Source organism: Parabacteroides sp. AF19-14 (assembly GCF_003635485.1).
GTDB lineage: Bacteria > Bacteroidota > Bacteroidia > Bacteroidales > Tannerellaceae > Parabacteroides > Parabacteroides distasonis.
This window is the reverse complement of the sequence record NZ_QTMJ01000002.1, coordinates 188,989-215,949: the sequence shown is the minus strand read 5'-3', so window position 1 is coordinate 215,949 and position 26,961 is coordinate 188,989. Positions and strand designations below refer to the sequence as shown.

Here is a 26,961-nt window from a genome sequence, read left to right as displayed (position 1 = left end):
GATGGAAGAACAGGCGGGAATGGATTAATATTAATACTAAAGTAATAAATTAAAGTTCATCCGCCGCTCCCTCCGTGAGGAGCGAGGGCGGTAAAAGAATAAGCCCCGGCTGGTTTGTCCAGTCGGGGCTTTATTCGGTTGTTTGTCTTGTTATTGTTTATAATTTCGCTTTCCATTCATTCATCAACTCGGTAATGGTTTCCCGTACCGAAGTGATCTTATTCGCTCGCCAAGCGTTACTGCCGGCGAAAGCGTATCCATTCTCGAAATTCCCTTTGAAGGCGTTGTACAAGGCGGTGACGATACAGTAAGGGCTGCGTGATATATCGCACGTCTTGATACAGTTGAAGGGACAAGCTTTCGGTTGCTTGATTCCCGCCTTTACTTTCTCAAGGAAACTGCAATGGATGGCTCGTCCGGGCATGCCGACGGGGCTTTTGATGATCTCTATATCCTTCTCCTCTGCCTGTATATAGGTCTGTTTGAAGGCTTCCGAGGCATCGCATTCCGTGGTGGTAACGAACCGGGTTCCTAACTGAACGCCTGATGCTCCAAGGTCTATCATGCGTTTGATATCTTCACCCGTATAAATGCCTCCTGCCGCGATTACCGGGATCTTTTTGTCGTATTTCTGCTCGAAATGAGATACTTCCTCTACGACTTGAGGTAATAATTCTTCCAATGAGAAATGCTGGTCTTCCAACTGGTTTTCCTTATATCCCAGATGTCCACCCGCTTTCGGGCCTTCTAGTACCACCGCGTCCGGAAGATAATCATAGTTATTCTTCCATTTCTCGCAGATGATACGTACGGCACGTGCGCTGGAAACGATGGGAACCAGCTTGGTGACGCTATCTTTCTTGAGGAAAGAAGGCAAGTCCAAAGGCAGTCCGGCACCGCTGAAAATGATGTCTACCTTTTCCGCTATACTGGTCTTTACCAGTTCAGCGAAGTCGGAAAGAGCTACCATTACGTTTACGCCGATGATACCTTTCGCTTTTTCCCGGGCCTTGCGGATCTCTTCCGCTAACCCGAGATTCCCAGCTTCCGTATAATTGCTGGGTGACAATTTCTTATATAAAAGTCCGAGACCGGCTGCGGAGATAACGCCGATCCCACCTTCATTTGCGACGGCCGAGGCTAAGCCGGAAAGAGAGATGCCTACGCCCATTCCACCTTGGATGATTGGAATACGAGCCTTTAGGTCTCCGATTGTTAATGTCTTCATTAAAAAAATAAATATAGTGTTTTACTAAATGCGAGGCAAAGGTAGCACAATATCCCAATAGATGCGCGAAATGGACCGGAATTATCGCGCAAATATTCTAGTTGTGTGCAATGTATGGAACGAACCGATTATTTTATGTAAATTCGTCCCTCAATAATTAGGCAAGACGTCTGTAACAGGATTGTAATGTATGTGAAACGGGTGTGAAACAGGAGCGTTGTAATTTTGCGACGCAAATATTGTTTTTATAGTTAGGAATGAAATTAGGAAAAGTTATAGCGCTCATGTTAGTGCTGTTTCCATTCAGTATGGGAGCGCAGGAGGTGGATCAGTCGGTGGAAAAACGTATCGATTCCTTGGCTACGGAAGTGACTACCTTGGATAAGGTAGTCCGGAAGCTAAGCAAATTCAAGGTTTCCGCTTATATCCAAGGACAATACCAATATGGACAGAAGGACGCTACCTTGAAGGTGGGCGATAAGAACGAGAACTTGGATAAAGGGTTTAACCGGATCGGTATCCGCCGGGGCCGTATGAAGTTCGAGTACAATGATGGGATCGGAACAGGTGCTGTCCAGATCGAGGTGAATGATAAGGGAGTGAGTTTCCGCGATCTGTATATCGTTATCAAGGACCCTTGGACGAAGCGTAGCCAGTTGATGGCTGGTGTGTTCAACCGTCCTTTCGGTTATGAGGTCTGTTATTCCACGAGTTCTCTCGAATCTCCGGAGAGAGCGACTATTATCCAGTATTTCTTCCCGGATGAGCGTGACTTGGGGGCGATGCTTACCTTACGTACCAAGACTACCAGCCCATTGAGTTTCTTGCGATTGGATGCCGGTCTGTTTGCCGGAAACAGTATCAACCGGGAGACGGATAGCCGGAAAGATTTCATCGGGCGTCTGGGTGCCGAGAAGGCGATAGGCGACTGGGGAAAATGGGGAGCCGGTTTCTCCTATTACCATGGTTTTGTCTACAACCCGACTACCGAGGCGTATGAGATGCGTGGCAATCATTTCGTTAAGAGGGATATGGGAGAGACGGGTACTTATATGAAGCGCCAGTATTTAGGTTTGGATGGACAGTTTAGTTTGCTTTCATCTTTAGGAAAGACCACTCTCCGTGCGGAAGGTTTGATCGGTACCCAACCCGGTATCGCCGGGAGCAGTAAAAGCCCGAACTACAGTACCCGACCGGAGAATTTGCCGGAAAATTCTTTGTTTAAGCGCCCTTTCCTTGGTTACTTCTTTTATTTGGTACAGGATATAGGCGCCTCTCCTTTCTCCGCCGTATTGAAATATGACGTTTACGATCCGAATACGAAGGTGAGTGGAAATGAGGTAGGGGCGGAAAATAGCTTCACCTCAAAAACCGACTTGGCTCAAAGCACGATAGGTATCGGCGGTATCTATAATTTCAATAAACATATCCGTCTACAAGCTTACTACGAGTTTAACTTTAATGAGAAAAGTAACCTCGTGAAGGGCTACGAGAACGACCGGAAGGATAATGTATTGACAGTCCGTCTTCAATATAAGTTTTAATTCATAGGATTGTAATATCTGTTTCATCCCATTGAAATACCGAAGTATTTATTTTGTATCGTAAATAAAAGATAAATACAAAGTAATGAAGAAGACGATTTTATTAGCTGCCATGGCAGCGTGTTTGTTTGCTACGAATGTGTTTGCCCAGAAGATAAAGGGTAGCGATACTTGTTTGCCTCTTACCCAGACTGAAGCCGAGAATTTCATGAATAAGGACAAAGCCGCTAAGATCACGGTGACGGGTGGTGGCTCCGGCGTGGGTATCTCCGCTTTGATGGAAGGCACTACGGATATAGCGATGGCTTCCCGTAAGATGAAATTCGACGAGCGCATGAAGTTGCAAGAAGCCGGAAAGAAAACGAAAGAGGAGGTGATCGCCTACGACGCTCTGGCTGTTGTCGTGCATCCTTCCAACAAGGTATCCAATCTGACCCGGGAGCAATTGGAAGGCATTTTTACCGGCAAGATCAAGAATTGGAAAGAAGTGGGTGGTGCGGATATGAAGATCGTGGCCTATTCCCGCGAGACTTCTTCCGGAACCTACGAGTTCTTCAAGGAGAGCGTGTTGAAAAATAAGAACTATATGAACGGTATCTTGAGCATGCCGGCTACAGGTGCCATTATCCAAAGCGTAAGCCAGACGAAAGGAGCCATTGGCTATGTAGGTCTTGCTTATTTGAATAAAGAAGTGAAGCCGATCCATGTATCGTATGATGCCGGAAAATCCTACGTGGAGCCTTCGTTGGAGAACGCGAGGAATAAGACCTATCCGGTTGTCCGTCCATTGTTCTACTACTATGAGACGAAGAATGCCTCAAAGGTGCGACCGTTCATCGATTATGTGATGTCTGCCGAAGGACAAGCGACGGTGAAGAAGGTTGGTTATATCCCGGTAAAGTAAGCGGAGAATCCGGACAGCGTTGTATGAGCACATCATACAACGCTGTCTAAGGTGCTTCGACAGTACTGTCTAAGGTGTTAAGACAACGCTGTCTTATGTGTTGGGATAAGATTGTCCGTCCGTCTCTTCCAGAAACTGATCCATATACAGATTCTCGCCATCCCATACGATATAAGAGAAGAATTGCATCCAATCCCCGGCTATGAGAATACGGGAGGTACGGCTTAACATCAAGTCCAACATGATGTGGCGATGGCCGAAAATGAAGAAGTTTATATCGGGATGCGTCTTTAGATATTCCTTGGCGAAAACAACCATATATTCTGCGTCTTCCCCTTGATACTTTTTAGCCTCTTGCTTTTCCAGTCCGCTCTTCCGGCTGTTGAGCGACCAACCTAAAGCGAACCCGAACGTCCAGCGGGGATGTATTCCCGCATATAACCATTGGCAGAACTTATTCCGGAAAATAGCCCTGATCAGACGGAATGCCTTACTCCGGAAATCTACCTCATCGCCATGCCCGAGGAAGAAACGTTTCCCCAATAAATCGACTGTCAAGGTATCCCGATGGATGATGGCGCCTATCTCTTTCGGCAAGTAGTCGAACATCCAGATGTCATGGTTACCGATAAAGATATGTATTTCTATGCCTCTGTCCGCTAACTCGGCCAATTTCCCCAGAAAACGTACATGGCCTTTCGGCACGACGTATTTGTATTCGTACCAATAGTCGAATAGATCTCCCAGAAACCAAATGGCGGAAGCGTCTTCCTTGATGTTATCCAGCCAACGTACCAGTTTCTTCTCGATGGCTAAAGGGTCCTTGTGGAAACGGGCTCCCAGATGTGCGTCTGAGGCGAAATATATTTTCATAGAAAACCTAATTCCAGTTTAGCCTCCTCCGTCATCATGTCCTTGTCCCATTCCGGCTCGAAGACGAGGTTTACCTCTACATTGTTCACCCCATCGACCGCTTCTACCTTCATACGGACATCTTCCAATATGAAATCGGCCGCCGGACAGTTCGGGGCGGTGAGGGTCATATCGATGCGTACATTTTTTTCCTCATCGATATCTACCTTATATATAAGCCCAAGATCGTATACGTTTACGGGTATTTCCGGGTCGTATACCGTCTTCAGCATAGCGACGATCGCTTCTTCTGTTTGGAGAAATTCGTTGTTCATCTTCTTTTGTTTTATACGCGAATATACATTAATACTTCTATATACTAAACCGGGGGAAAAGAGAATTTGTTTCACCGGACCAGCCTTCCTTCATCCGCATAGCTATAATAACCGCTATCGGACAGGATGATATGGTCCAGTATCCTAATATCCATCAGCTTCGCCGCCTTTTGGATACGCTCGGTCAAGGCATCGTCGTGCGTACTGGGGCGGAGGCTACCGGATGGATGATTATGGCATAGGATTATACCGGAGGCCAAGGCGTTGATCGCCGCTTTTAATACCAAACGGATATCCACGGAAGTCTGGTTTACTCCGCCCTGACTGATTTTTACCTTTTGTATCACCTTATTTAATGGATTGGTTAGAGCGATCCAGAGTTCCTCATAAGGTAAATCGCATAGTTGGGTACGGAATAGGAGATAGGAGTCTTTGCTGCTTCGGATAGCATCTTGAGGAGACGCCTCTGAGGTTTCCCGCCGTTTCCCTAGTTCCATAGCGGCGCAGATCGTGACCGCCTTCGCCTCTCCGATACCTTTAAAGCCGGAAGTTAATTCTTTGATGGAACGTTTACCCAATGTATTCAGATTGTTGTTTACGGAGTGAAGTATCCGTTGAGAGAGTTGTACGGCCGTCTCCTCATTGTTGCCGGATCCGATCAGTATGGCGATCAATTCGGCATCGCTTAATATGGAAGCGCCTTTTTGAAGCATTTTCTCACGGGGCCTGTCTTCTTCGGCCCATTCCTTGATGGAAAGTTTTCCTGTCTTTTCTTTCATAGTCGGGAAAGGTTTATGATTTGGTTAAAAAAATAGTTCCCGCCTGCTTATCAAGCGGGAACCGTATATTTTGACAAGACCCGGATTACTCGCGGATACGGCCTACGTAAGAACCATCAGTCGTATTGATCTCGATAATCTCGCCCTCGTTGATGAACAACGGAACGCGAACTTCCGCGCCAGTCTCTACGGTTGCTGGTTTCAAGGTGTTAGTAGCTGTGTCACCTTTAATACCCGGTTCTGTATAAATAACTTTTAATTGAACTTTTGTAGGCATGTCGGCGAAAAGAACCGTATCGGTAGATGCATCAGAAACAACGTCTACAATTTCTCCCTCTTTCATGAAATCAACGCCGTTGATCAAGTTTTTGTCGATGATCACGTCATCGAATGTCTCTTGGTTCATGAAATGATAATGCTCGCCTTCCGTATAAGTGAACTGATACGGGCGACGCTCTACACGTACATCTTCCAACTTCTCGCCGATGTTGAAACGACGCTCGATCTGACCGCCTTTTACAACATCTTTCAATGTGGTACGCATGATGGTATTACCTTTACCCGGTTTTACGTGAAGGAAATCGACGCAGAAATAGAGTTTTCCGTCCAAACGGATACAAGTTCCTTTCTTAATGTCTTGTGAATTGATCATATTTATTTTCTTTATTTATATATGTTATAGAGTAATCCTTAACGATTTTCGGGTGCAAAAGTAGTACATTCCTGCTAAAGTAGCAAAAAGTTTTGCGTATTTATATGGAAAAATAGTTGCAAATCAACCGAATAACCGGAACCAAGACCGCTGTCATGATACCCATCAAGCCAATCGCCAGTCCGCTTAATGCTCCTTCGATGGCCCCGATTTGAATGGCCGCTGCTGTTCCTACTCCATGGGAGGAAGCCCCTAACGCCAGTCCTTTAGCGATATGGCTATCTATTCCCAGTACCCTCATCACGATAGGGCCCACTATACTGCCAAAGATTCCTACCGCTACGACGATGACGGCGGTAAGTGAAGGTATGCCGCCCGCTTTCTCCGCTATCCCCATAGCGATCGGGGTGGTGACGGATTTCGGCTGGAGCGTGGCGATCAACGCTTGGTCGGCTCCCATCAATTTACCGATGATGATTACGCTTACGATTCCGACAATGGCCCCGACAAATACGGAAGTCAAGATCGAAACGACATTTCCCTTTAGATATTGGATTTGCTCATATAACACATAGCCAAGGGCCACTACGGAAGGCCCCAGCATAAAATGGATCAAATGACTGCTTTGCTGGAACGACTCATATTGAATGCCTAGGACTTCCAGTACCACGATAATCACGAAGATGGTCGTAAGCAAAGGATGCAAAAGACTGATATGGACTTTCTTGTAAAGAGCCAAGGAAGTCAGGTAGGTACCAATTACCAAGGTAAGAGCGAAAATCTCGGAATGCGCCAGATTATCCATGGTCTATTTTCCCTTTTCCAGTTTTTGTTGCACCAACGCTACGCTGGCGATGACTAAAATTGTACTTACTACGGAAGCGATCAGCAGGACTGCCCAATACTCGGAGATGATCCCGAAGGAATTCATAAGCCCTACACCGGCAGGAACGAAGAATAATCCCATGTTTTGGGTAAGAACCGTGGAAAGACGTTTCACCTTTTCAGGTTTTACTTTCTTGAACGCGAGGGCTAAAAACAATAGCACCATCCCAATTACGCTACCCGGTATGAAACCGTCGATAAAGTAGCTGATAAACTCTCCCGTGAAATAGAAGAAGAGAATGTAAAATGCTTCTGTTAGCATAGTTTTTCTACCTTTTTTGATAACCGCTACAAAGATAACAGTTATTTCGTAGATATGTTCTATAACATATTATTTTAACATAATAGGGGCGGGGTTCGCCCACCCGTGGCATCAAGCTAACGCGGAAGTAATGAACATATAAATCATCATACCGATAATATCGTTGGTAATGGTGATAAACGGTCCGGTCGCCAAGGCCGGATCTATCTTCATCTTATCTAAGGTCATGGGAACTAACGTGCCGAATATACTGGCGAACATTACGACGGCGAATAGGCTTAAAGATACGGAGGCCGTAATCCCCCGGTCTCCCAGCATGAAGAAGTTGTAAATGAACACGACCAGACTGATAATGCTGGCATTGATTAACGAGACTACAGACTCTTTTAGGATTTGCGGTACGATATTCCCTTCCTTCAAGGTATTGTTTGCCAAGCCCTGTACCACGATAGCGGAAGATTGTATGCCTACGTTTCCACCGGTACCACCGATCAGCGGGATAAATAGCGCCATCTTCGGGTTAGTGGCGAAACTGCTCTCGAAACCACCGAGGATAACGGAGTTTCCCAATCCTCCGATCATGCCGATCAGCAGCCAAGGTAGGCGGGCGGCGGTTTGGGTGAATACATTATCCGAGGTTTCCACGTCTTGCGAGATACCGGATGCCAACTGGTAATCACGCTCGTGTTGCTCGCGTACCTCATCCATAACGTCATCGATCGTGATACGTCCTACCAGACGTCCGATACTATCGACTACGGGCAAGGCTACCAAGTCGTATTTCTCGATCGTCTCCGTAACCTCCTCGATACTGTCGCTGTCGCGAACGGAGATCGGGTCTTTTTTCATGACGTGCTTGATCTTGGAGACAGATGGGTGGGTGATCAGTTTCTGCAAGGGGAGCACACCTTTCAAGCGCTCGTCGTCATCCACTACATATACATAATAGATCTCGCTCATCTCCTCCGCTTGCTTGCGCATCTCGTCGATACATTTGGGCATACTCCAATTCTCGTTCACCACGATCATCTCGGTACCCATCAAACCGCCGGCGGTGTCCTCGTCGTATTTCAACAAGTCCACGATATCACCGGCCTGCTCTACGTCCTCGATATGCGAAAGGATCTCCTCTTGGGTATCCTCGTCCAACTCACGCATCAAGTCAACGGCATCATCCGTTTCCATGTTATCGACGAAACGCTTGGCGATAAGCTCATTGGGAAGTTCCTTCAATAACTTATGACGGTCTTCCTCATCCAGCTCCATCAAGACATCCGCCGCTTTGTCGCCATCCATCAATAGATAGAGATAAATGGCCTCTTGCAAGTTCAGTTCTTGATAAAGCTCGGCTATATCGGCAGGATATAGTTCATGAAGTACCTCCTGTGCCTTCGCGTCATCTTTGGCCTCGATGATGCTTTTCAGGTTCTCGATGTAATCTTTCGTCAGTTCGATCATTGGACTCTTATATTATTATAGGACATCACCAGCCTGCTTCTCCAGATGCTTTTGGCTGATCAAGGTCAGTTCCACGAATTGCTCCACGGATAACTGTTCCGGGCGCTTGTCGAATATCGGCAAGGCGTAATCCGGGCAATCTTTACCCAATAGGGGTTTCATGGAATTACGAAGCGTTTTCCTTCGTTGGTTGAATGAGGTCTTTACTACGGTCTTGAATAACTTCTCGTCGCATCCCAGCTCCTTGCGGTCGTTACGAGTCATTTTCAATACGGCGCTTTTCACTTTTGGAGGCGGATCGAATACTTTCTCACTGACGGTAAAGAGGTATTCCACGTCGTACCAAGCTTGGAGCAATACGCTCAAGATTCCGTACGTCTTGCTACCGGGACCCGCCGCTAGGCGTTCCGCTACCTCTTTTTGTAACATCCCCGAGCAGCAGGGAATCTGGTCCTTATAATCGAGGACCTTGAAGAATATCTGGCTGGAGATATTATAGGGATAATTACCGATCACACAAAACTGCCCCGGAAATAGCTTCGAGAGATCCAATTTCAGGAAATCCTCGGCGATGATACGTCCTTTCAGATCGGGGAAATTCTGGTTCAGGTAATCTACGGATTCCATGTCCAACTCGACAACGGTTAAATCATGTCCCGCCTCCAGCAAGAACTGGGTAAGGACTCCCATTCCCGGTCCGATTTCCAAGACCGGCAAGGATTTGAAAGTATCGAGTGTGTCCGCAATGCGCTGTGCTATTTGCAGATCCTTTAGGAAATGTTGCCCTAATGCTTTTTTTGGCTTAACTAATCTCATCCACTTTTCGGTGTAATGTGTTTGTTTTTAAATATTATGCTTATCTTTGCGGATGCACAAAAGTACAATAAATAATTTAAAGTTCCCTATACCTAATGGATTTTAAGAGCATTCTACGTACGTTTCTGAAGATAATTCTACCTTTAGCCTTCGGCTGTTTACTCCTTTGGTTTTTGTATCGGAAAATGGATATCACTGAGATTTGGCGAGTAGTCAAGGAGGGGGTTCGTTATGATATTATTCTGGTTTCTTTACTGTTCGGCTTGTTCGCCAATATCGTCCGTGGCTTACGGTGGGGGTTACTGATCAGTTCCTTGGGCGAGCGCTTCAAGATGAGTAACGTGATTTACGCCGTGCTGGGTAATTACGCCGTGAATCTGGTATTGCCCCGTGTCGGCGAGGTATGGCGTTGCGGCATGATCACGAAATACGATAAGATCTCGTTTACCAAGCTGTTAGGTACGCTGTTGATCGACCGTGTGAGCGATACGATCATGGTCGGTTTGATAACCTTGATGATATTCATATTTAATATAAGCTTCTTTACGAGTTTCTTCGCTAAGAACCCGGCTTTGCTCGAAGGGTTCCAATCCATGTTTAATTCGATATGGATTTACGTGGCGGTGATAATTTTTGTCGCTGTAATTTGGTTTGTATTCACTTATATGAGTAACTTTACGCTGGTACAGAAAGCCAAAGGCATGTTGAAGAATGTATGGATCGGTATGAAGAGTATCTGGTACATGGAGCATAAGATGCGTTTCGTGATAGAGACGTTATTGATTTGGGGAGGTTATTTCTGTTACTTTTATATTACGTTCTATGCTTTCGACTTTACCAAGGACTTGGGTATCGTGGTCGGGCTGATCACGTTTACGATGAGTAGTATCGGCGTGGCGGTGCCTGTTCAAGGTGGTATCGGACCATGGCATTTCATGGTGATCGCTACCTTGGTTTGTTTTGGCGTGAACGAGAATGACGCGGCGGCGTTCGCCTTGGTCGTTCATACGGTACAGACGGTATGGACGGGATTGTGCGGATTATTCGGAGTGGTAGCTTTACCGCTCACCAATCGGGAGAACAAGGAGGCTCCGGTCGCTGTTTCGTGATGAATACAAGATATGTATTAAATATGAACTGAACTAAATTATTAACATCTATGTCAGCAGAAATCAAAGATCTATCTCCGAAGCATGTATGGGGTTATTTTTATGACCTTACGCAAATCCCCCGTCCGACCGGACATATGGAGGCAGTAACCCGTTTTATGATATCCTTTGGTAAAGGATTGGGATTGGAAACCCTGCAAGATGAGGTGGGTAACGTATTGATCCGTAAGCCGGCTACGCCCGGAATGGAAGGTCGTAAGACCGTGACATTGCAGTCTCATCTGGATATGGTTCCCCAAAAAAACTCTTCCGTAAAGCATGATTTCGAGAAAGATCCGATCGACGCTTACATAGACGGTGATTGGGTGACGGCCCGTGAGACGACTTTGGGGGCGGACAATGGCATGGGCGCCGCTCTGGCGATGGCCGTGTTGGCGGACAATAGCTTGCGTCACGGACCGATCGAGGCCCTGTTTACGATTGATGAGGAACAGGGAATGGACGGCGCTTTCGGCTTGAAGCCGCATTTCTTAAAGGGTGATATTTTATTGAATTGTGATTCCGAGAAGGAAGGGGAGTTGTTCGTAGGTTGCGCAGGTGGCGCTAACGTGAATGTCTCTTTCCAATTTAAGGAGGATACTTATATTCCGGAAGGTGACGTGGCTGTCAAGGTTAGCTTGGCTGGCTTGAAAGGTGGTCATTCCGGTGTGGATATTCATTTAGGGCGTGCGAACGCGAATAAGTTGATCTTCCGTTTCTTGAAAGAGGCGGTATGCGATTATGGCGCTCGTTTGTCTTCTGTGGCGGGTGGTTCCTTGCCTAACGCAATCCCTCGTGAGGCTTTTGCCGTGATAACGATTCCGGGTGATAACGTGGAGTCTCTTTGGGAGCTAGTGGCTGATTACCAAGATATGTTCCGTACGGAGTATATGGGTGTGGAGGATAAGATCGATTTCGTTGCGGAGATGGTTGAATTGCCGTCTACGTTGATTCCGGAGGAGATACAGGATGATTTGATCAATGCGATCGAGGGTTGCCAGAATGGTGTGATTAGCATGTTGCATGATTTCCCGGGTACGGTTGAGTCTTCCTCTAACTTGGCGATCGTGAAGACATCTGATGAGTTGATCGAGGTGAAAATCTTGGTGCGTAGCTCATCCGAGTCTCGCAGGGATTCTGTTTGCTCAAGTCTGGAAAGTGTATTCGCTTTGGCGGGGGCTAAGGTGGAGGAGTCCGGTCATTATAATGGCTGGCAGCCTAATATCAATTCCCCGATCTTGAACTTGATGAAATCTACCTATCTGGATTTATTTGGTAAGGAACCTGAGGTGAAGGTGATGCATGCCGGATTGGAATGCGGTATCATCCAAGGTGCTTATCCGGATATGGATATGGTTTCTATCGGACCGGATTTGGAATACCCGCACTCACCGGACGAGCGAGTGAATATTCATTCCGTACAGAAGATCTGGGAGTTTATTACAGCTACATTGGAGAGAATCTAAGGATCTCTTTCCTTATAGATATTAAACAAGCCCTCCAGCCTTTGTTCTTCTAACCATTCGGTTAGCGAGAATAGGACTGGAGAGTTTATTTTTATAGTTTCTCTATATCCTCAAGAGAGAGCCCAGTGTATTTTTGGATAATTGAGTGGGATAATCCATCCGCTTTCATGTTGCGGGCCGTAGATTCTTTCCCTTTCAATATCCCTTTCTCCTCTGCGTAATCGATCGTATTCTTATAATCCCTGTATCGTTTCAGAGCCTCGTCGTATTGTATGCGTTCTTCCTTGCTGAGGTTTGCCACGTCGGCTACTTCCAGCAACTTATCGAAGACCGCCTTTTTCGCCTTGAACGGCATTCTCTCTAAAGTGTCCATATGCTTCAATAAATAAATCCAACGTTCAAAATCATTCTCGCACTCGTCCGGTTCTCTCCGAAGAACAACTGGTTCAGGAAATCGATTAGTAACTCCTTGTGTACCTCCTGCCCGAATATCCGGTGAAAGCCGAAATCGGTGAAGGGATTGATAAATTTCCCCATAGTGTTTATAGGTTTTAGTGATTAATATGAAAGGGATGGTTCTTTTCCCATCTCTTGCGGTAAAGATACGCTTTTAAAAATAAACACGTACGTCTTTTTGAAAAAACATGTACGTGTTTCCGGAAAAAGACGTACGTGTTTTTTGAAGGTCATAATGTTACCGTTATATCTAGGACTTTGAAAGAATCAGATGTCTTGAAAACGGTTGTTGACTTGACTTTTTGATTGATATAAGGCTTGAATCGTGACAATCCCTTTTTGCTAGCATCGTGAAATAGGGGGAAGGGGGAGACGATAATCGGGGTTTTTTATGGAAAAGTATGGCTTTTTACGCACGATATACGGTAAAAGCCTGCGCATATAGTCGCGTTGGGTAACGCCTATACTGCCGTTGGGCATTATAAACAGTCACGAATAGGATTGGCGGTAGTCGTGAATGGGCATTGTAACCCTGTTAGAACCCAGTCGTAACCCCATGGAATAGCCAAAAGAAGTCAATAGATATGAATTACGATGAATTAATTTCGCTAGAACGGAAGGCGGTTTTTGGACATTGTTCTGCCAATGAGTGGATTACTGATTTTTTCTTGCGTATTTGGCGATGAGTTGTACGTTGGCCTAGGAAAATCGATTCTTGGGAGGTTCAGTTTACAATTTGTCAAAATGTCAAAAAGGAAAGCTTTTGATAGATGTTAGACTGAATGGAGAATATTATTAAATATGTACGTGCGTACATTGATATTTATAAGGTATAAAACGATTAGTTTAAACCTTCGTTTAAATCTTGCATTTGCAAAGGTACGCGTTTCTTTGACACTTGCAACCCTTACCCATTATTTTTTCACATCCTTATTAGCTTTCTTATCAATACAATAGCCTATCACTGACAAACCCGTCGCTTCCTCTTACGAACACCCTTCCGAAGATCTAAAAAACGCAAGATTTAAACGAAGGTTTAAGCTAGCCGTTTTTACGGTGAATTGAATGCCTTCGAATGATTTAATAGCTTGATTATCTTAATAAACACTAGTATTAATATTAATTTCAGTATTATGAACAAAAAGTTTTCTACTCTTGTAGCTGCGTTTTTGTCACTGGGAACATTCGCAACCATGAATGCTGCGAATGTAGACGTGAATCCTACCGCGGTAACAGACGTAAAAGGTACGAAGTACTATTTCTTAGGCACTTCCACAACGGAAGCTTTGCAAATGACAAAGCATGACGGAAAGGATAGTGTTAAAGTTGCGTCTCTTTCTAATTTGGACTTCGCTCATGCGGATTCTATGTTATGGCAGATCAAGAAAGTTAGCCAAGAAGTTTCTGGTTCTGCTGTTTACACTTTCGTTAATAAGGCTACTGGCTCAACATTGAAATTCGCAAAGAAAGATGGTGCTACATCTATTATTGCGTCTGGTTTGGATCAATGGGCATGGACTCCGGGGCAAGCCTTGTATAACAAACAGGGAAATGATACTTACACTGTAGCTTTAGTTGGTGGCCAAGTAAAGGTGAAAAAGGCAGGTCAGTCTGCCGGGCAGGTGTTGACTGTTTATTCGCCGAAGGCTTCCGCTATGTCTGCCGCTGATTTGAATGATTATAGCGGAGCTTATTTCGAATTATCTTTTGCCAGTGATGTAAAGGATAATCCTTTTACAGGTAAGAAATTGGTAGCAGAGGGAGACGGTGAGTTTTATAAGTTAGCTTATTACGGAGTAAAGGCCGGTTATAAAAAAGATAAACCTGTTTATATCTACGTGGATAATGCTTACTACTCTTATCAATCTGTTTCTGATAATGGTAAGACGGGTGCAGGTTACAAGTTTACGACTGACACAATCGTAGCGACAGCTCCTGCGGATAAAGAGCAGAAAGACTTTGGTAAGTTGTATGTAGAGGGAGCGAATATGTTTAAGGTAATCAAGCATATTGATGACGTAGCTGGTGATCGTTTCGATATTCGGATCAAGGATGTTCCTTATACAACGGATAATAAAGCATTCACTAGCTATTATGCTCAGAACGCTAATGCTATTCCGTATGTAGCATGGGCTTCTTTCGCTGGTGGTCCTAAGGTGTTGTCTACAGGTATCTATGAAGCTGATTTACGAGTTCCTGAGTATCCTGTTATCACTTTGAAAGAGGGTACTAAGGCTAGCTTGAATACGAAGGTTGCTTATATCGTAACGGATGCCCGTGAGACTATCAAGAGTATTTCTCGTGATGGCAATGAAAAGTTGATTGCTAATCCGTTTAAGGGACAAGCGTTTGGTGCTGATTGCGATAATAATTTGGCTAAACGTCAGTGGGCTAATTCTGGTTGGTCTGAGCAAAATTTGGAATATGGCGAAGGTTATTATTACTTACCTATCTTGACAGACGGTAATGAATCAGTTGCTACTAACCACTGGGTTGTTTCTGGAGAGAATGGCTCATATACAATCAAAAACCGTGTAATAGAGGGTAACTTGACTGTTGGAGAAATAGAGGTTGAGAATCGGAAGTTATATGTTGTAGGTGAGAACACGTATGCTATCGCCGGTACTGCCGATACAATCAAGATGGTTCCTGTAACGAATGTAAGCAAATATGTAGGTTACAAACACTTTGATGTATTGAGTACATTCCGTGTAGCTCTGAACGTTGTATCTGAAGGCTTAGGAGATGATATCTTCGTAGTAGAAGGCAAGGATGATGCTACGGCTGTTAAGTCTGGTATCACGGCTGATGAGGCTATCATGTTCTATCCGGAGGCTGTTCATGTAGAGGGTAATGGTGTATATGGCACTGACTCTTTGACTGTTTCCGCTTATCGTCTGAAAGCTGATAATGGTAAGTATTTTGATATTGAATACATGGCTTCTGCTAATCATGCTTATGCGTTCTTGGAAACAGGTGTTGAAAGCCAGTATAAAATGATTGTAGCGGATAAAGTAAGAACTCGCATTAATACTGCTGATGGCTTTTGGAATTCGAATGATTTTGTTGTAGTTGATAAAGAAACGGATCAGGTTGTTGAGATTATTGATGAAAGTGAAATCCAATGGAATTCGACAACTGGTAAATATGAATTGGTAGACGAGGATTCTGACAATAAGATTTCTTATGAGGCATATTACCGATTGAATGACAGGAAGGTCGCTGTAAATGTAACGACTTCTACTTTAACTCAAGCTGCTAAATGTTATGAAAGTCGTGACTTGTTCTCTTTGGTAGAGGGCAAGAAGGATGCTTATGCCGAGATGTCGATGGGACATAAGATCATCTCTACAATCGCCGATGATGGCAAGGCTGTGACGATGGATGGCGAAGGCTTCGCTAGCACATTGCGTGAAGGTCAATCTTTGGGCGAGAGCTCTGCTGTAGTTCCGGAGAACTTGAGCATGTGGTTAGATACGGCTTGCTTGGCTGATCCTACAATGCCGTTGTATTACATCGCTACTTCTCGCGGTTTGTCAGATGAGGACAAGGCTGCCAATAAGATGAACTATTTGGTTTCTTTGACGGATTCTGTAGCCGATAAGAAATATACGGTTGTAAGTGGAGTTAAGAAAGTTCGTTTAGGATTTGTTAAGGGCGAGATTTTCGCTACGGATACATTGGTGTTTGGTCCGGAGAAGGCTGATACTGTAGATGTTGAGGCTAGCCCGGCTGCTGTAGCGTTTGTATTGACAGACAACGAGGGTGAGTACATGATCGAACTTCCGAACTTGACTCGTACGCAACAGAAAGTTTACACTGGAGAGGATGGACAATATCGTGATCCTAATAATTATAATTATGCGGTTGACGAGTGGAACAACCCGATCATGGAAACTGTACCTGAAACTGAAAGATACTTCGCTGTAAACAATGACGTAATGTACTTGACGAATCGTGCGGGTGCTTACAAGTTTACGGTTGAGGTTGTAGAGGCTCCGACATCTAACGAAGGTATCGAGGCTGAGTCTGCTGTTAAGGTTATCGCTGGTAACGGTACTGTAACCGTACAGGGTGCAGCTGGCCAGACTGTAACAATCGCTACCGTATTAGGTAAGGCAGTTGCTGACGAGGTAGTTGCTTCTGATAACGCTACGATCGCTGCTCCGGCTGGTGTAGTATTCGTAACCGTTAACGGTGAGACTACGAAAGTGGTTGTTAAATAAGCACTATTGATATAGAATGCGAAAAGCATTTGAAGAAGATATATAATTCTAAGATTCCCGTGCGGAGATTCGTCTTCAAGTAAACCGTGAGGTTGAACATGCGGGGATATTAATACTAAAGTAAAAAATTAAAGCTCTCCGTCAGTATTTCCGTGAGGCAAGAAAGCGGAAAAAGAATAAGCCCCGGTCGGTTTCTCGATCGGGGCTTTTTGCCTATTCTTTATAATTGAAACCCAATTAGGAGATTTGCGGGAAATGCGCTATCTTTGCTTTCAGTTTTAAAAGGAGGATTTATCATGAAAGCAACCATCTCATTAGACGGTATTTTAGCTTTTCTAAAGTCATTGTCACTGAGTGCGAGCAATAAAGAATGGCTAGCTGAAAAGCTTATAGAGGAAGCTCGTAAAGAAAAGAAGGCCGCTCAAAGTGAATCTTATGAAGACTTCATTAATAGAATGTGTGGGGCTTGGAGGGATGACCCACGTTCGACAGAGCAGATAATTGCAGATATACGTGGTTCGCGCCAGTTTGATGTGACGCGTCATATTATGCCGTTGACAGATGAAAAAGAGTAAGTATTTATTGGATACTAATATCTGTATATCCTTATTGAGAGGTAACAGGGATGTTGCTCGAAAGTTGATAGGGATAGGTGAAGATAAGTGCTTCTTATCGGTCATTACATTATATGAGTTGATGTTTGGTGCCTATAACTCTGGACGTAGTCAACAGGAAATTCTTAAGGTGAAAGAATTTGTGAACCGTTTTCCTGTTGTCTCGTTGATGGACTCTGCCGAGGAATATGCTTTTAGAAAAACTCAACTTCGTGCTTCCGGCATTATGATTGATGAATTCGACTTGTTGATAGCAGCTACGGCTTTATCTGGTAATTATATTCTAGTGACAGATAATATAAAACACTTTCAAAGAATAACAAACCTTAGGCTAGAAAACTGGATCAAGAGATAATATCTCTTCTTGCGTAATTATGATTTGTTATACATGAATAGGAAAATTAGACAATGGCCAGCGATGATATAAAACAGGCATGGAAAGTGCCGGAACCTACGTTAAGGAGGTTGCCGTGGTATCTTGCGTTCGTAAAGTTGATGAAAGGGAAAGGAGAAGCGTTTATCTCATCCACCCAGATCGCTAAGGAGATAAATGTAGATCCTAGTCAGGTCGCTAAAGATCTCTCTTTTGTGAATATCTCCGGGAAGACGAGAGTGGGATACGATATTAACGCATTAGTTGACGTACTGGAGGATTTCCTCGGTTTTACATCCCAGCATAAGGCATTTCTGTTTGGGGTAGGGAGTCTGGGCGCTTCTTTGTTGCATGACACCGGACTGAGTCAATATGGATTGGAGATCGTGGCGGGCTTTGATGTTCGTGAGGATTTGGACGGGAGCATGATTAATGGCATTCCCGTTTTTCATATGGATGATTTTCCTGCCAAGCAAAAAGAATATGGCGCGACGATCGGGGTGATCACCGTGCCGGTGGAGAAAGCGCAGGAGGTGACAGACCGGATTATCGAGGGAGGAATCAAGGCTCTTTGGAATTTTACCCCCTTCCGTATACGGGTGCCGGAACATATCGTAGTCCAGAATACTTCTATGTATGCGCATTTAGCTGTTATGTTTAATCGATTGAACTCAATGAATCACTAAAATATGAAGATTATCGCCGTTGGAATGAACTATGCCGCTCACAATAAAGAGCTGCATCATTCGTTAGAATTATCAGAGCCTACTATTTTTATGAAGTCGGACTCCTCTTTGTTGAAAGATGGGAAACCGTTTTTTATTCCGGATTTCTCATCGGAAGTTCATTATGAGACGGAGATCGTGGTACGGATAGACCGTTTGGGGAAAAATATAGCCGAGCGTTTCGCTCATCGTTATTACAATGAGGTTACGGTCGGTATTGATTTCACGGCACGGGATTTGCAGAATAAATTGCGTGCGCAAGGATTACCGTGGGAGATTAGTAAGGCGTTTGATAATTCGGCTGTGATCGGGACCTTTATTCCGCTGGAGCAAGCGGGGGATGTAAACCGGCTTCCGTTCCATCTGGATATCAATGGCTCGAAGGTACAGGAAGGTAATACCTCGAATATGCTGTTTTCGGTAGATAAGATTATCGCGTACGTAAGTCGCTTCTTTACGCTGAAAATAGGCGATTTGATTTATACCGGAACACCTGCTGGCGTAGGTCCCGTGAAGATCGACGATCATCTGGAGGGATATCTTGGCGAGCGGAAGCTTCTGGATTTTTATGTGAGATGAGAAGATTAATATATATATTCATTATAGGTCTATTACTTTGCTCATATACATGGGCGGATGGTAGCCGTTATGCTTCTAAATCCCTGTTATCGGAGGGGAAATGGGTGAAGATCCGGGTGGATAAGACCGGAATCTACAAATTATCCTATGCGGATTTGAAGAATATGGGTTTCTCGGACCCATCGAAAGTCTCTGTCCATGGCTATGGAGGATGGCCCTTGGAAGAGGATTTCAGTAAGGAATATATCGATGATGTCCCTTCTACACCGGTTTGGCGTGGGAGTGATTACCTGTTATTCTACGGGAAAGGGCCGGTTAAATGGGAGTATGACTCGTCGAGCCAGACATTCGTGCATACGAATAATCCTTATTCATTGTATGGCTATTATTTTGTGACCGATGCCACTCCGACGAATGATATGACTTCCGTGGCTCAAGCGAGTGGTGCGACTAATCGGATCACGACTTACGATGATTATTTGGTGCATGAGCAAGAATTAGTATCGTTGGCGAAATCGGGTAGGGAGCTGTATGGGGAAGATTTTAGCGGAGCTACCCCCCGAACCCTATCAACATTCTCTTCAATTCCGGGAATCACGAATGAAGACGCTAAGGTAACCATGAGCTTTGTATCCAAAGTCACTTCCGGTACGGGAGTCGCTTCTTTGAGTATTAATCAGTCTAATGTTCTGGACGTTTCGATCCGCTCGAATAGAGAGGAATATGTGAAGGCGCTAGAAGGGGTAAGCACGGCGGTATGGAAAGGCGAGAAGAGTGAGAAAAACAGTGTGGTCGTGTCTTATAATTCGGCTTCTCATAACAATGTACGGTTAAATTACGTTCGGTTACATTTTAAGAGGACTTTGCAGCCGTATGGGGCCTATACTTTTTTTCGTAGTATAGCTTCTATCGGAAATGTTTCCCGGTTCGTGGTACAGGGCGCAAACGCGAATACCTTGGTCTTTGATGTGACGGATGCTCAGCGGGTAAGACTGATGGAGACGGAATTGAATGGCTCCGAACTCACTTTCTCTATTCCTGCCGGTACCTTACGGGAGTTCGTTTTGGTACGGACGGATCAGAGCTTTATCTCTCCGGAGGTTGTCGGTGAGGTGGAGAATCAAAACCTACATGCCTTGGAGCAAAAAGACATGATCATCATAGCGGCTAAAGCTTTCCAAACGCAAGCGGAACGGTTGGCGGAGGAACACCGGGCAACAGACGGATTGACCGTGGAAGTCGTGGATCCTCAGTCGATTTATAATGAGTTCTCAAGCGGTGCGCCTGACGCTACCGCTTACCGCCGGTTCATGAAAATGTTCTACGATCGTAGCGTGTCTGCCGGTAACGCTCCAAAATACCTGTTATTGTTTGGCGATGGTATTTACGACAACCGGGGAATTTGCTCGGACGTGAAAAATATAGCAAGGGATAATATGTTGCTGACCTATCAGTCGAGAGCGTCCTTGTTTGAATATTCAGGATTGTTCTATAATTCTAATTTCTCGTATGTAACGGATGATTATTATGGGCTATTGGATAATGTATCCGAGGAGGCACTTGATAAGCCGAACAGTATTTGCATAGGTGTAGGACGTTTCCCCGTGCGGACGGTAACGGAGGCTACCCAAATGGTAGATAAGGTAATCGGTTATATGCGGAACGAGGACAGAGGCGGCTGGAAAAACCAAATCACCTTCGTGGCGGATGATGGTAACAATGCGGATCACTATACGAGTAGTCATGCGGAACAAGCTGATGAGCTGGCCCGGTTTATAGAGGAAAATCATGGGGCTTTCCTAACGAATAAAGTTTATTTCGATGCGTTTAAGCGAGATAATAGCGGAACGTATCCGGATGTACGTAAGCGGATCTCTGAATTATTGAAGAAAGGGCAACTGTTGATTAACTATACGGGGCATGGTAATACGACCGCTTGGTCTGACGAATACGTGTGGACACAGACGGATATCTTACAATCTACTTATACGAAACTACCCATTTGGGTGACGGCGACTTGCGATTTTACCCGTTTCGATGACGTGAATACCTCGGCGGGAGAATCTGTTTTCTTGAATGCGAAAAGTGGAGGGATCGCATTGTTTACGACAACCCGTGTGGTTGTATCTAGCGGTAACTCGGCACTGAATAAGGAACTTTACCGCAATCTCTTTGAGAGGGAGAGTGACGGACGGGCCCGTACCTTGGGCGAGGCCATGATGGAGACCAAGCGGAAACTGTCTGGTATCAATAAACTTAATTTTATTTTGATAGGTGACCCTGCTTTGAGAATCTCCTATCCGGAGTATAAGGCGCAAGTGACAGCCGTGAACGGCAAGGCCATATCAGATGAGCCTTTTACGTTTAAGGCTTTGGAGAAAATAACGGTGGAGGGAGAGATCTTAGATACGAAAGAGGGCTTGGCTAACGATTTTACCGGTATCCTAAATGCTACGGTGCTGGATAGTAAAGCTTCATTGACCACCTTGGGCAATAATACGAATGAAAAAGGAGATACGGTCCGCTTCTCTTACACAGATTACCCGAATACGATCTATATCGGACAAGATTCGGTACGGCAAGGAAAATTTAGTTTTACATTTATGGTACCGAAAGATATCTCTTATTCGAATAAGCAGGGAAAACTGAATCTCTACGCCTCGGATGAGGTGAACAAGCATGAAGCACAAGGATCTTTCTTGAATTATATCGTTGGCGGTACCGCTGATAATGCGGAGGCAGATACGATCGGCCCTGAGATCCGGCAGATTTACTTGAATGATTCTAGTTTTGTAGAGGGTGATCAAGTGAATACGACTCCTTATTTTGTCGCTAGGCTGTGGGACAAGAGCGGTGTGAATATAACAGGTAGTAGTGTAGGGCATGATATCATGCTGACGATCGACAGTATGCCTTCCATGAGTTATAACTTGAACAATTACTATGCACTATTACCCGATAAAGAAGGGGAAGGACTTGTCCAGTTCTCCATCCCCGAGCTGGAGCCGGGAATGCATACGGCCGAGTTTAAGGTGTGGGATATCTTAAATAACTCCACGACCTATACCTTTACTTTTGAGGTGGCGGAAGGGTTGAAACCTAATCTGATCGAGATGTATGCCACCCCGAATCCGGCACGGGATCAAGTGGAATTCTTTCTGCATCACAATCGTCCGGAGTCGAACTTAAAGGTGACGGTTATGGTTTATGATATGACCGGTAAGTTCCTATGGAGTACCGAGAAGAGCGGTTCCTCCGAGTTGTTTAAGGCTTATATCGTAACTTGGAACTTGACGGATAACGGTGGCAGGCGGTTGCGCCCGGGAGTTTATCTGTATCGGGCGGCGATTAGTACGAATAACTCGAAAGAGGCGACGAAAGCGAATAAATTAATCATTCTCGCACAATAAAGTATCGGGTAATTAGTTTATAATAAGCATGGGGGTATGTTTATTACCCTCTAGGAATGATAAATGTAAATGTATTTTTAGAATAGAATATATGGTAAGAGTTTCAAGATTCAGTCTGTTACTAGCGGTTTTCAGCTTTTTGACGGCATTTACGGCTTTATATGCCCAAGGAGGCGCAGACGATGTTAAACATAAATTCGCCCCGATTAATACGGCGATACCGTCTTTGTCTATCGCGCCCGACGCTCGCGGAGGTGCTATGGGTGATAACGGTGTGGCTACTACGCCGGATGTGAATTCCCAATACTGGAACCCGGCTAAGTATGCTTTTAGCTATAGTAAGGCCGGAGTCGCTTTATCCTATACGCCTTGGTTACGTAAATTGGTGAATGATGTGGCTTTAGCGTATCTGGCCGGTTATTATAAATTAGGCGATAGCGATATGCAGGCGATCGGAGCTTCTTTGCGTTATTTCTCTTTAGGAGAAGTACAGGAAAGCCGGGATGGAGGAATGGGTAATCAGCTCATATTGAATCCTTATGAGATGGCTTTTGATGTAAGTTATAGCCGTAAATTATCGGATGTGTTTTCTATGGCAGTCGCCTTGCGCTATATTCGTTCGGACATGGGTGCCTCGTCGGATGCGGATATGGTTCCGGATAACGCTTTTGCCGCTGATATCGCCGGTTATCTGGAGAAATACGTGATCTTAGGGAATAGCGAGTGCCTGTGGAGCTTTGGTTTTAATGTCTCCAATATCGGTACGAAGGTCTCTTACGACGGTGGAAATACGAACCAGTTCTTGCCTACGACACTGAAGGTCGGAACCGGTTTGCTGTATCCGATCGATGATTATAACCAGATCGGTATCTATGTGGATTTGAGCAAGTACTTGGTTCCAGTCGAGCCTAGGCAGGATAGCGGGGAGGATGAGGCCGATTTCAACAAACGGAAAGAGGATTATAACAATATGTCGCCGATCACGGGTATCTTCAAATCATTCGGAGACTCGCCGAATGGCTTCAAGGGCGAGTTAGAGGAGATTATGGCCTCTATCGGTCTGGAGTATAATTACAATCAGCAGTTCTTTGTTCGTGGCGGTTATTACTATGAGAATAAATATCAGGGAAACCGTCAGTACTTCTCAGTCGGCGCAGGTTTCCGCATGAGTGTTTTCCAGTTGGATGCCGCTTATCTGATCAGTACGGTACAGAGTAACCCGTTGGACCAGACATTGCGCTTCTCCTTGTCGTTCGATATGGATGGAATCAAGAACCTTTTCAGATAAATGGGTATGAAGATACGTGTAGGTTTTGGTTATGACGTCCACGCCTTGGTGCCGGACCGGGAATTATGGCTGGGCGGGATTAAGATCGAGCATACGTTGGGCCTATTGGGACATAGCGATGCGGACGTGCTGATCCATGCGATCTGTGACGCTTTATTGGGAGCGGCCAATATGCGGGATATCGGTTATCATTTCCCGGATACGGCCGGTGAATATAAGAATATCGATAGTAAGATCTTGCTCCGGGATACCATGAGGCTTTTAAGAGACGCGGGCTATGAGTTGGGTAATATCGATGCCACCGTAGCCGCCGAGCGCCCTAAATTGAATCCCCATATCCCTCTGATGAAGAAAACGCTGGCCGAGGTCATGAACGTGGACGAGGAGGATATTTCTATCAAGGCCACCACCACGGAGAAGCTGGGCTTCACCGGACGGCAGGAAGGGATCTCGGCTTACGCTACGGTCTTGATACAGCGCATGGGATCGTAAACCAGAAAGTACTCCCTTTTCCTTCTTCCGACTCTACGCCGATCTTCCCGTGAAGATTATCTAGGATCGTTTGGCAAATGGATAGCCCGAGTCCGGTTCCTTGGATAAAGGAATCGAATTTGGCGAAACGCTCGAATACGTGCGGGAGGTTCTTCCGCTCAATACCTTTTCCGGTATCTTTTACGTAAAAGTATAATCCATCTTCCCTCTCCTTGTATCCCATGCGGATAGACCCTTGGAACGTGAACTTACAGGCGTTCGTGAGGAAGTTGGTGATCACTTGGGTCAAGCGATTCTTCTCGGAATAGATAACACAATCCTGTTCAGGTATCTCGCAATAGAGAGTGACACCGTCTTTCACCCGGCTTTGGAAGGTCTGGTATAAGCTCCGGAATAGCGTGGATACGTTGAACTCGGAATAGATGAAATCCATTTGCCCGGCCTCGATCTTCGATAGATCCAGAATATCGTTCACGAGTTGAAGGAGAAGTTCGTTGTTCGTCTCGATGATCTCGCAAAATTCTTTTGTCTCCTCGGAGGGGTTTGTTTGGGCGAGCAGGTTCGAGAACCCTACGATAGCGTTCAGCGGGGTACGTATCTCGTGGCTCATGTTCGCTAGGAAGGCTGATTTCAGCCGGTTGGATTCCTCTACCTTCGCTTTGTCCCTCAATTCCTGCTCCATCAGCTTGCGTTGGTGGATCAGGGCAGTTCCCCCGATCAGGTAGATAGGTTTACCGACGGGATCGGTCTTGCCGGTGATGGCGTAAATTTCTATCCATATATAGTTTTCCCCCGTATCGTCTAGGTAGCGGATTTCCTCATCTACCGGTTGGCCCTCGCCGGAGGCAAGTGCTTCCATCTTATCACGGAGCCGGTCTAGGTCATCCGGGTACACGCCGCTATAGAACTCATCGGGCGACATCTTGAATATCCCGTTTACGCCTTTGTCACGGGCGGATCTTTGGGTGAGGTAGACATTATTGCACTCTATGATCTCGGCTCTTACGTCCCACGTCCATGTCATCATGTTGCTGGCTTTCAAGACGAGTTGATATTTCTGGTTTAAGTCCTGCGCTTGGCGTGCGATTCGTAGTTCCTTGTCTTTGCCCTTTTGCTTTTGGATAAAGAGGTGTACCCGTAATATCCCTATCGTTATCAATAACACCAGAATGACGAGTAGGCTTATGATATGGACCTTGTATTTCTGAAAGAAACCGGGAGGCTCTTGGAAATAAGTGGCGTTTGGGGGATATAAGCCGGGATCGATTTGGTGAAGCAATAGGTGTTGGTAATTCAGGTAAGTCTTCGGGGTTTCCGAAGTCAGGGTAGAGATTTCTTTGCAATCTTTTCCCGAGAGGATCATTTCGATCGTGTTGGCCGTCACCTGCGCGTAATCCTCCGGAGAAACATAATATCCCCCGGCGAAATTCCCGTTTTCTGTTTGTACGTCTTGCAAGGTAAAGACGGGGGGAACTGAGAAGCTGTTAATCATTTTCTGGACGTTATCGACTAGGTAACGATTCTCGTTGTCCTTCTGGGTCCTGTACCATGAGTAATAAAGGACGCCGGTCTTATTGTCGAAAGAGGCCAGCCTGTCCAATAAGTTCTCGGTGGAAATGGAAGTCGTAGACAGCGGTTCGAATTGGATGCCCGGGAAATCTTTCCGTAGCACGGCCTCCACATCCGCTTTCGTTTGCAGACTTATATAACGATGGTCGAAAATAAAGGCCAGCTTGGTTAATCCCGGTTGTAGCTTTTTGATTAGCTCGATCGTCTGCTTGATATAGACTGAGTATTTTATAAAAGTGGCGTTATAGCCTTTTACTACGTCCGTGATGGGGGTTAAGGTCTCGAGCGCGTTGGTATCCAGATCTATCAGATATTCTTCTTTCGGGTACATATTATCTCTGGCATAGCAGATGATAGAGGGAACATCTTTCCATTCCTTGTCAAACAACGGGCGGGTGATAAGCCAAGAGGGATCTCCTATGCATACGACTAAGGTGGGTGGCACAGGTACTCTCTCTAGGATCATTTTTCTCTTCTCTTGAAAACCTTCCATCGTGCGGATTCCGGGGATCTGTAAGGGAATCGCCTTTACGGTAAACCCTTCCTTCCCGAATTTATTTTCTATATCAAGATAGGTCTGTTTCGTCCAGCTTTCCTCGAAGTTGATGGAGTGCAGTACGACGATCGACTTGCCTTCTGAGGGTCGTGCGCCCACGCCCAAATGGATACAAAATAAAAGTAATATGAGAGGAATTGTATTTTTCATGGTCGATGATTCTAAGCGATATAAGCATCAATAGAAAATTTTGTAGCAAATGTAGTGAATCCGCTTTTATAAAGCAAAGGCTTTGTCTGTCATCTTCATAAAATAATGGTTTTGATACGGATACGTGTGCGACTCCTCGTTGAGACATATGATGTTTGGTGGCGTATAATATTTTTGCGCTGGACAATCGTACT

At 45.2% G+C, this 26,961-nt stretch carries 23 protein-coding genes and 1 pseudogene; 12 read left to right on the top strand and 12 right to left on the bottom strand.

Annotated features, from left to right (window positions below; all coding sequences use genetic code 11):
• Positions 1-157: 157 nt before the first annotated feature.
• Positions 158-1,228, bottom strand: coding sequence for a nitronate monooxygenase family protein (locus tag DWX33_RS02640; RefSeq protein WP_005861189.1), 1,071 nt, complete (start codon positions 1,226-1,228; stop codon positions 158-160).
• A gap of 257 nt (positions 1,229-1,485) precedes the next feature.
• On the opposite strand from DWX33_RS02640, the gene DWX33_RS02635 reads away from it, so the two are divergent.
• Complete coding sequence (locus DWX33_RS02635; protein ID WP_122379788.1) at positions 1,486-2,772, top strand: hypothetical protein; 1,287 nt, start codon at positions 1,486-1,488, stop codon at positions 2,770-2,772.
• Positions 2,773-2,857: 85 nt separating this feature from the next.
• The gene (locus tag DWX33_RS02630; protein WP_122368937.1) at positions 2,858-3,676 is read left to right on the top strand and encodes a PstS family phosphate ABC transporter substrate-binding protein; all 819 of its coding nucleotides are present in this window, start codon (positions 2,858-2,860) and stop codon (positions 3,674-3,676) included.
• 93 nt (positions 3,677-3,769) lie between these two features.
• On the opposite strand, the gene DWX33_RS02625 is transcribed toward DWX33_RS02630, so the two are convergent.
• The 8 genes from DWX33_RS02625 to rsmA form a co-directional block, all read right to left on the bottom strand.
• A complete protein-coding gene (locus DWX33_RS02625) occupies positions 3,770-4,549 on the bottom strand; it encodes a UDP-2,3-diacylglucosamine diphosphatase (protein ID WP_122379787.1) in 780 nt (259 codons plus the stop codon).
• Complete coding sequence (locus DWX33_RS02620) at positions 4,546-4,863, bottom strand: metal-sulfur cluster assembly factor (protein ID WP_005861198.1); 318 nt, start codon at positions 4,861-4,863, stop codon at positions 4,546-4,548. The genes DWX33_RS02625 and DWX33_RS02620 overlap by 4 nt, the downstream gene beginning before the upstream one ends.
• Positions 4,864-4,934: 71 nt before the next feature.
• On the bottom strand, positions 4,935-5,642 hold the full coding sequence (radC, locus tag DWX33_RS02615; RefSeq protein ID WP_122379786.1) for a DNA repair protein RadC: 708 nt from the start codon (positions 5,640-5,642) through the stop codon (positions 4,935-4,937).
• An 85-nt stretch (positions 5,643-5,727) separates the two neighbouring features.
• The gene (gene efp, locus DWX33_RS02610; protein ID WP_122379785.1) at positions 5,728-6,294 is read right to left on the bottom strand and encodes an elongation factor P; all 567 of its coding nucleotides are present in this window, start codon (positions 6,292-6,294) and stop codon (positions 5,728-5,730) included.
• Positions 6,295-6,394: 100 nt separating this feature from the next.
• Entirely contained in the window at positions 6,395-7,099 is a 705-nt protein-coding gene (locus tag DWX33_RS02605) for an LrgB family protein (protein ID WP_005861201.1), read from the bottom strand.
• A 3-nt stretch (positions 7,100-7,102) separates the two neighbouring features.
• Positions 7,103-7,441, bottom strand: a complete 339-nt coding sequence (locus DWX33_RS02600; protein ID WP_005861203.1) for a CidA/LrgA family protein — start codon at positions 7,439-7,441, stop codon at positions 7,103-7,105.
• 111 nt (positions 7,442-7,552) lie between these two features.
• A complete protein-coding gene (gene mgtE, locus DWX33_RS02595) occupies positions 7,553-8,899 on the bottom strand; it encodes a magnesium transporter (protein ID WP_005861206.1) in 1,347 nt (448 codons plus the stop codon).
• Between the two features lie 15 nt (positions 8,900-8,914).
• Positions 8,915-9,715 carry a 16S rRNA (adenine(1518)-N(6)/adenine(1519)-N(6))-dimethyltransferase RsmA gene (gene rsmA, locus DWX33_RS02590; RefSeq protein WP_005861207.1) on the bottom strand — a complete coding sequence of 267 codons (801 nt, stop codon included), beginning with the start codon at positions 9,713-9,715 and terminating at the stop codon, positions 8,915-8,917.
• Between the two features lie 95 nt (positions 9,716-9,810).
• On the opposite strand from rsmA, the gene DWX33_RS02585 reads away from it, so the two are divergent.
• A complete protein-coding gene (locus DWX33_RS02585) occupies positions 9,811-10,824 on the top strand; it encodes a lysylphosphatidylglycerol synthase transmembrane domain-containing protein (protein WP_121962001.1) in 1,014 nt (337 codons plus the stop codon).
• A 50-nt stretch (positions 10,825-10,874) separates the two neighbouring features.
• Positions 10,875-12,329, top strand: a complete 1,455-nt coding sequence (locus DWX33_RS02580; protein ID WP_005866769.1) for an aminoacyl-histidine dipeptidase — start codon at positions 10,875-10,877, stop codon at positions 12,327-12,329.
• A 91-nt stretch (positions 12,330-12,420) separates the two neighbouring features.
• Here DWX33_RS02580 and DWX33_RS02575 read toward each other — a convergent pair.
• Both DWX33_RS02575 and DWX33_RS23120 read right to left on the bottom strand, forming a co-directional pair.
• Positions 12,421-12,759 (bottom strand): annotated as a pseudogene (locus DWX33_RS02575) (PD-(D/E)XK nuclease family transposase); the annotation flags it as partial.
• Positions 12,708-12,866 (bottom strand): PD-(D/E)XK nuclease family transposase, encoded by a 159-nt coding sequence (locus tag DWX33_RS23120; protein WP_005866772.1) that lies wholly within the window; start codon positions 12,864-12,866, stop codon positions 12,708-12,710. The gene DWX33_RS23120 and the pseudogene DWX33_RS02575, both read right to left, overlap by 52 nt.
• Before the next feature lie 1,052 nt (positions 12,867-13,918).
• On the opposite strand from DWX33_RS23120, the gene DWX33_RS02570 reads away from it, so the two are divergent.
• From DWX33_RS02570 to ispF, 8 genes are all read left to right on the top strand, one after another.
• Positions 13,919-17,011: a DUF6383 domain-containing protein gene (locus DWX33_RS02570; protein WP_147425491.1), complete on the top strand. Its 3,093-nt coding sequence runs from the start codon at positions 13,919-13,921 to the stop codon at positions 17,009-17,011.
• 296 nt (positions 17,012-17,307) lie between these two features.
• Complete coding sequence (locus tag DWX33_RS02565) at positions 17,308-17,586, top strand: hypothetical protein (protein WP_005866776.1); 279 nt, start codon at positions 17,308-17,310, stop codon at positions 17,584-17,586.
• Complete coding sequence (locus tag DWX33_RS02560) at positions 17,573-17,980, top strand: type II toxin-antitoxin system VapC family toxin (RefSeq protein ID WP_005866778.1); 408 nt, start codon at positions 17,573-17,575, stop codon at positions 17,978-17,980. The genes DWX33_RS02565 and DWX33_RS02560 overlap by 14 nt, the downstream gene beginning before the upstream one ends.
• Positions 17,981-18,033: 53 nt before the next feature.
• Positions 18,034-18,684, top strand: coding sequence for a redox-sensing transcriptional repressor Rex (locus DWX33_RS02555; protein WP_005861218.1), 651 nt, complete (start codon positions 18,034-18,036; stop codon positions 18,682-18,684).
• Between the two features lie 3 nt (positions 18,685-18,687).
• The gene (locus DWX33_RS02550) at positions 18,688-19,302 is read left to right on the top strand and encodes a fumarylacetoacetate hydrolase family protein (protein ID WP_005861219.1); all 615 of its coding nucleotides are present in this window, start codon (positions 18,688-18,690) and stop codon (positions 19,300-19,302) included.
• Positions 19,299-22,712 carry a type IX secretion system sortase PorU gene (gene porU / locus DWX33_RS02545; RefSeq protein WP_122379783.1) on the top strand — a complete coding sequence of 1,138 codons (3,414 nt, stop codon included), beginning with the start codon at positions 19,299-19,301 and terminating at the stop codon, positions 22,710-22,712. The genes DWX33_RS02550 and porU overlap by 4 nt, the downstream gene beginning before the upstream one ends.
• 91 nt (positions 22,713-22,803) lie before the next feature.
• Entirely contained in the window at positions 22,804-24,000 is a 1,197-nt protein-coding gene (porV, locus tag DWX33_RS02540; RefSeq protein WP_057326022.1) for a type IX secretion system outer membrane channel protein PorV, read from the top strand.
• A gap of 6 nt (positions 24,001-24,006) precedes the next feature.
• Positions 24,007-24,492 (top strand): 2-C-methyl-D-erythritol 2,4-cyclodiphosphate synthase, encoded by a 486-nt coding sequence (gene ispF / locus DWX33_RS02535; RefSeq protein ID WP_008773883.1) that lies wholly within the window; start codon positions 24,007-24,009, stop codon positions 24,490-24,492.
• Here the strand turns inward: ispF and DWX33_RS02530 are convergent.
• Complete coding sequence (locus DWX33_RS02530; protein WP_199713242.1) at positions 24,461-26,767, bottom strand: PAS domain-containing sensor histidine kinase; 2,307 nt, start codon at positions 26,765-26,767, stop codon at positions 24,461-24,463. The genes ispF and DWX33_RS02530 overlap by 32 nt on opposite strands.
• Positions 26,768-26,961: the final 194 nt, after the last annotated feature.

What these genes read in the sequence shown, in the direction of transcription:
- porV (WP_057326022.1), top strand. Translation starts at nt 22,804, where the DNA reads ATGGTAAGAGTTTCAAGATTCAGTCTGTTACTAGCGGTTTTCAGCTTT.
- porU (WP_122379783.1), top strand. Translation starts at nt 19,299, where the DNA reads ATGAGAAGATTAATATATATATTCATTATAGGTCTATTACTTTGCTCA.
- DWX33_RS02630 (WP_122368937.1), top strand. Translation starts at nt 2,858, where the DNA reads ATGAAGAAGACGATTTTATTAGCTGCCATGGCAGCGTGTTTGTTTGCT.
- DWX33_RS02640 (WP_005861189.1), bottom strand. Translation starts at nt 1,228, where the DNA reads ATGAAGACATTAACAATCGGAGACCTAAAGGCTCGTATTCCAATCATC.
- efp (WP_122379785.1), bottom strand. Translation starts at nt 6,294, where the DNA reads ATGATCAATTCACAAGACATTAAGAAAGGAACTTGTATCCGTTTGGAC.
- DWX33_RS02570 (WP_147425491.1), top strand. Translation starts at nt 13,919, where the DNA reads ATGAACAAAAAGTTTTCTACTCTTGTAGCTGCGTTTTTGTCACTGGGA.
- radC (WP_122379786.1), bottom strand. Translation starts at nt 5,642, where the DNA reads ATGAAAGAAAAGACAGGAAAACTTTCCATCAAGGAATGGGCCGAAGAA.
- mgtE (WP_005861206.1), bottom strand. Translation starts at nt 8,899, where the DNA reads ATGATCGAACTGACGAAAGATTACATCGAGAACCTGAAAAGCATCATC.
- DWX33_RS02600 (WP_005861203.1), bottom strand. Translation starts at nt 7,441, where the DNA reads ATGCTAACAGAAGCATTTTACATTCTCTTCTTCTATTTCACGGGAGAG.
- DWX33_RS02620 (WP_005861198.1), bottom strand. Translation starts at nt 4,863, where the DNA reads ATGAACAACGAATTTCTCCAAACAGAAGAAGCGATCGTCGCTATGCTG.
- DWX33_RS23120 (WP_005866772.1), bottom strand. Translation starts at nt 12,866, where the DNA reads ATGGGGAAATTTATCAATCCCTTCACCGATTTCGGCTTTCACCGGATA.
- rsmA (WP_005861207.1), bottom strand. Translation starts at nt 9,715, where the DNA reads ATGAGATTAGTTAAGCCAAAAAAAGCATTAGGGCAACATTTCCTAAAG.
- DWX33_RS02530 (WP_199713242.1), bottom strand. Translation starts at nt 26,767, where the DNA reads ATGAAAAATACAATTCCTCTCATATTACTTTTATTTTGTATCCATTTG.
- DWX33_RS02580 (WP_005866769.1), top strand. Translation starts at nt 10,875, where the DNA reads ATGTCAGCAGAAATCAAAGATCTATCTCCGAAGCATGTATGGGGTTAT.
- DWX33_RS02555 (WP_005861218.1), top strand. Translation starts at nt 18,034, where the DNA reads ATGGCCAGCGATGATATAAAACAGGCATGGAAAGTGCCGGAACCTACG.
- DWX33_RS02625 (WP_122379787.1), bottom strand. Translation starts at nt 4,549, where the DNA reads ATGAAAATATATTTCGCCTCAGACGCACATCTGGGAGCCCGTTTCCAC.
- DWX33_RS02635 (WP_122379788.1), top strand. Translation starts at nt 1,486, where the DNA reads ATGAAATTAGGAAAAGTTATAGCGCTCATGTTAGTGCTGTTTCCATTC.
- DWX33_RS02585 (WP_121962001.1), top strand. Translation starts at nt 9,811, where the DNA reads ATGGATTTTAAGAGCATTCTACGTACGTTTCTGAAGATAATTCTACCT.
- DWX33_RS02605 (WP_005861201.1), bottom strand. Translation starts at nt 7,099, where the DNA reads ATGGATAATCTGGCGCATTCCGAGATTTTCGCTCTTACCTTGGTAATT.
- DWX33_RS02560 (WP_005866778.1), top strand. Translation starts at nt 17,573, where the DNA reads ATGAAAAAGAGTAAGTATTTATTGGATACTAATATCTGTATATCCTTA.
- DWX33_RS02565 (WP_005866776.1), top strand. Translation starts at nt 17,308, where the DNA reads ATGAAAGCAACCATCTCATTAGACGGTATTTTAGCTTTTCTAAAGTCA.
- ispF (WP_008773883.1), top strand. Translation starts at nt 24,007, where the DNA reads ATGAAGATACGTGTAGGTTTTGGTTATGACGTCCACGCCTTGGTGCCG.
- DWX33_RS02550 (WP_005861219.1), top strand. Translation starts at nt 18,688, where the DNA reads ATGAAGATTATCGCCGTTGGAATGAACTATGCCGCTCACAATAAAGAG.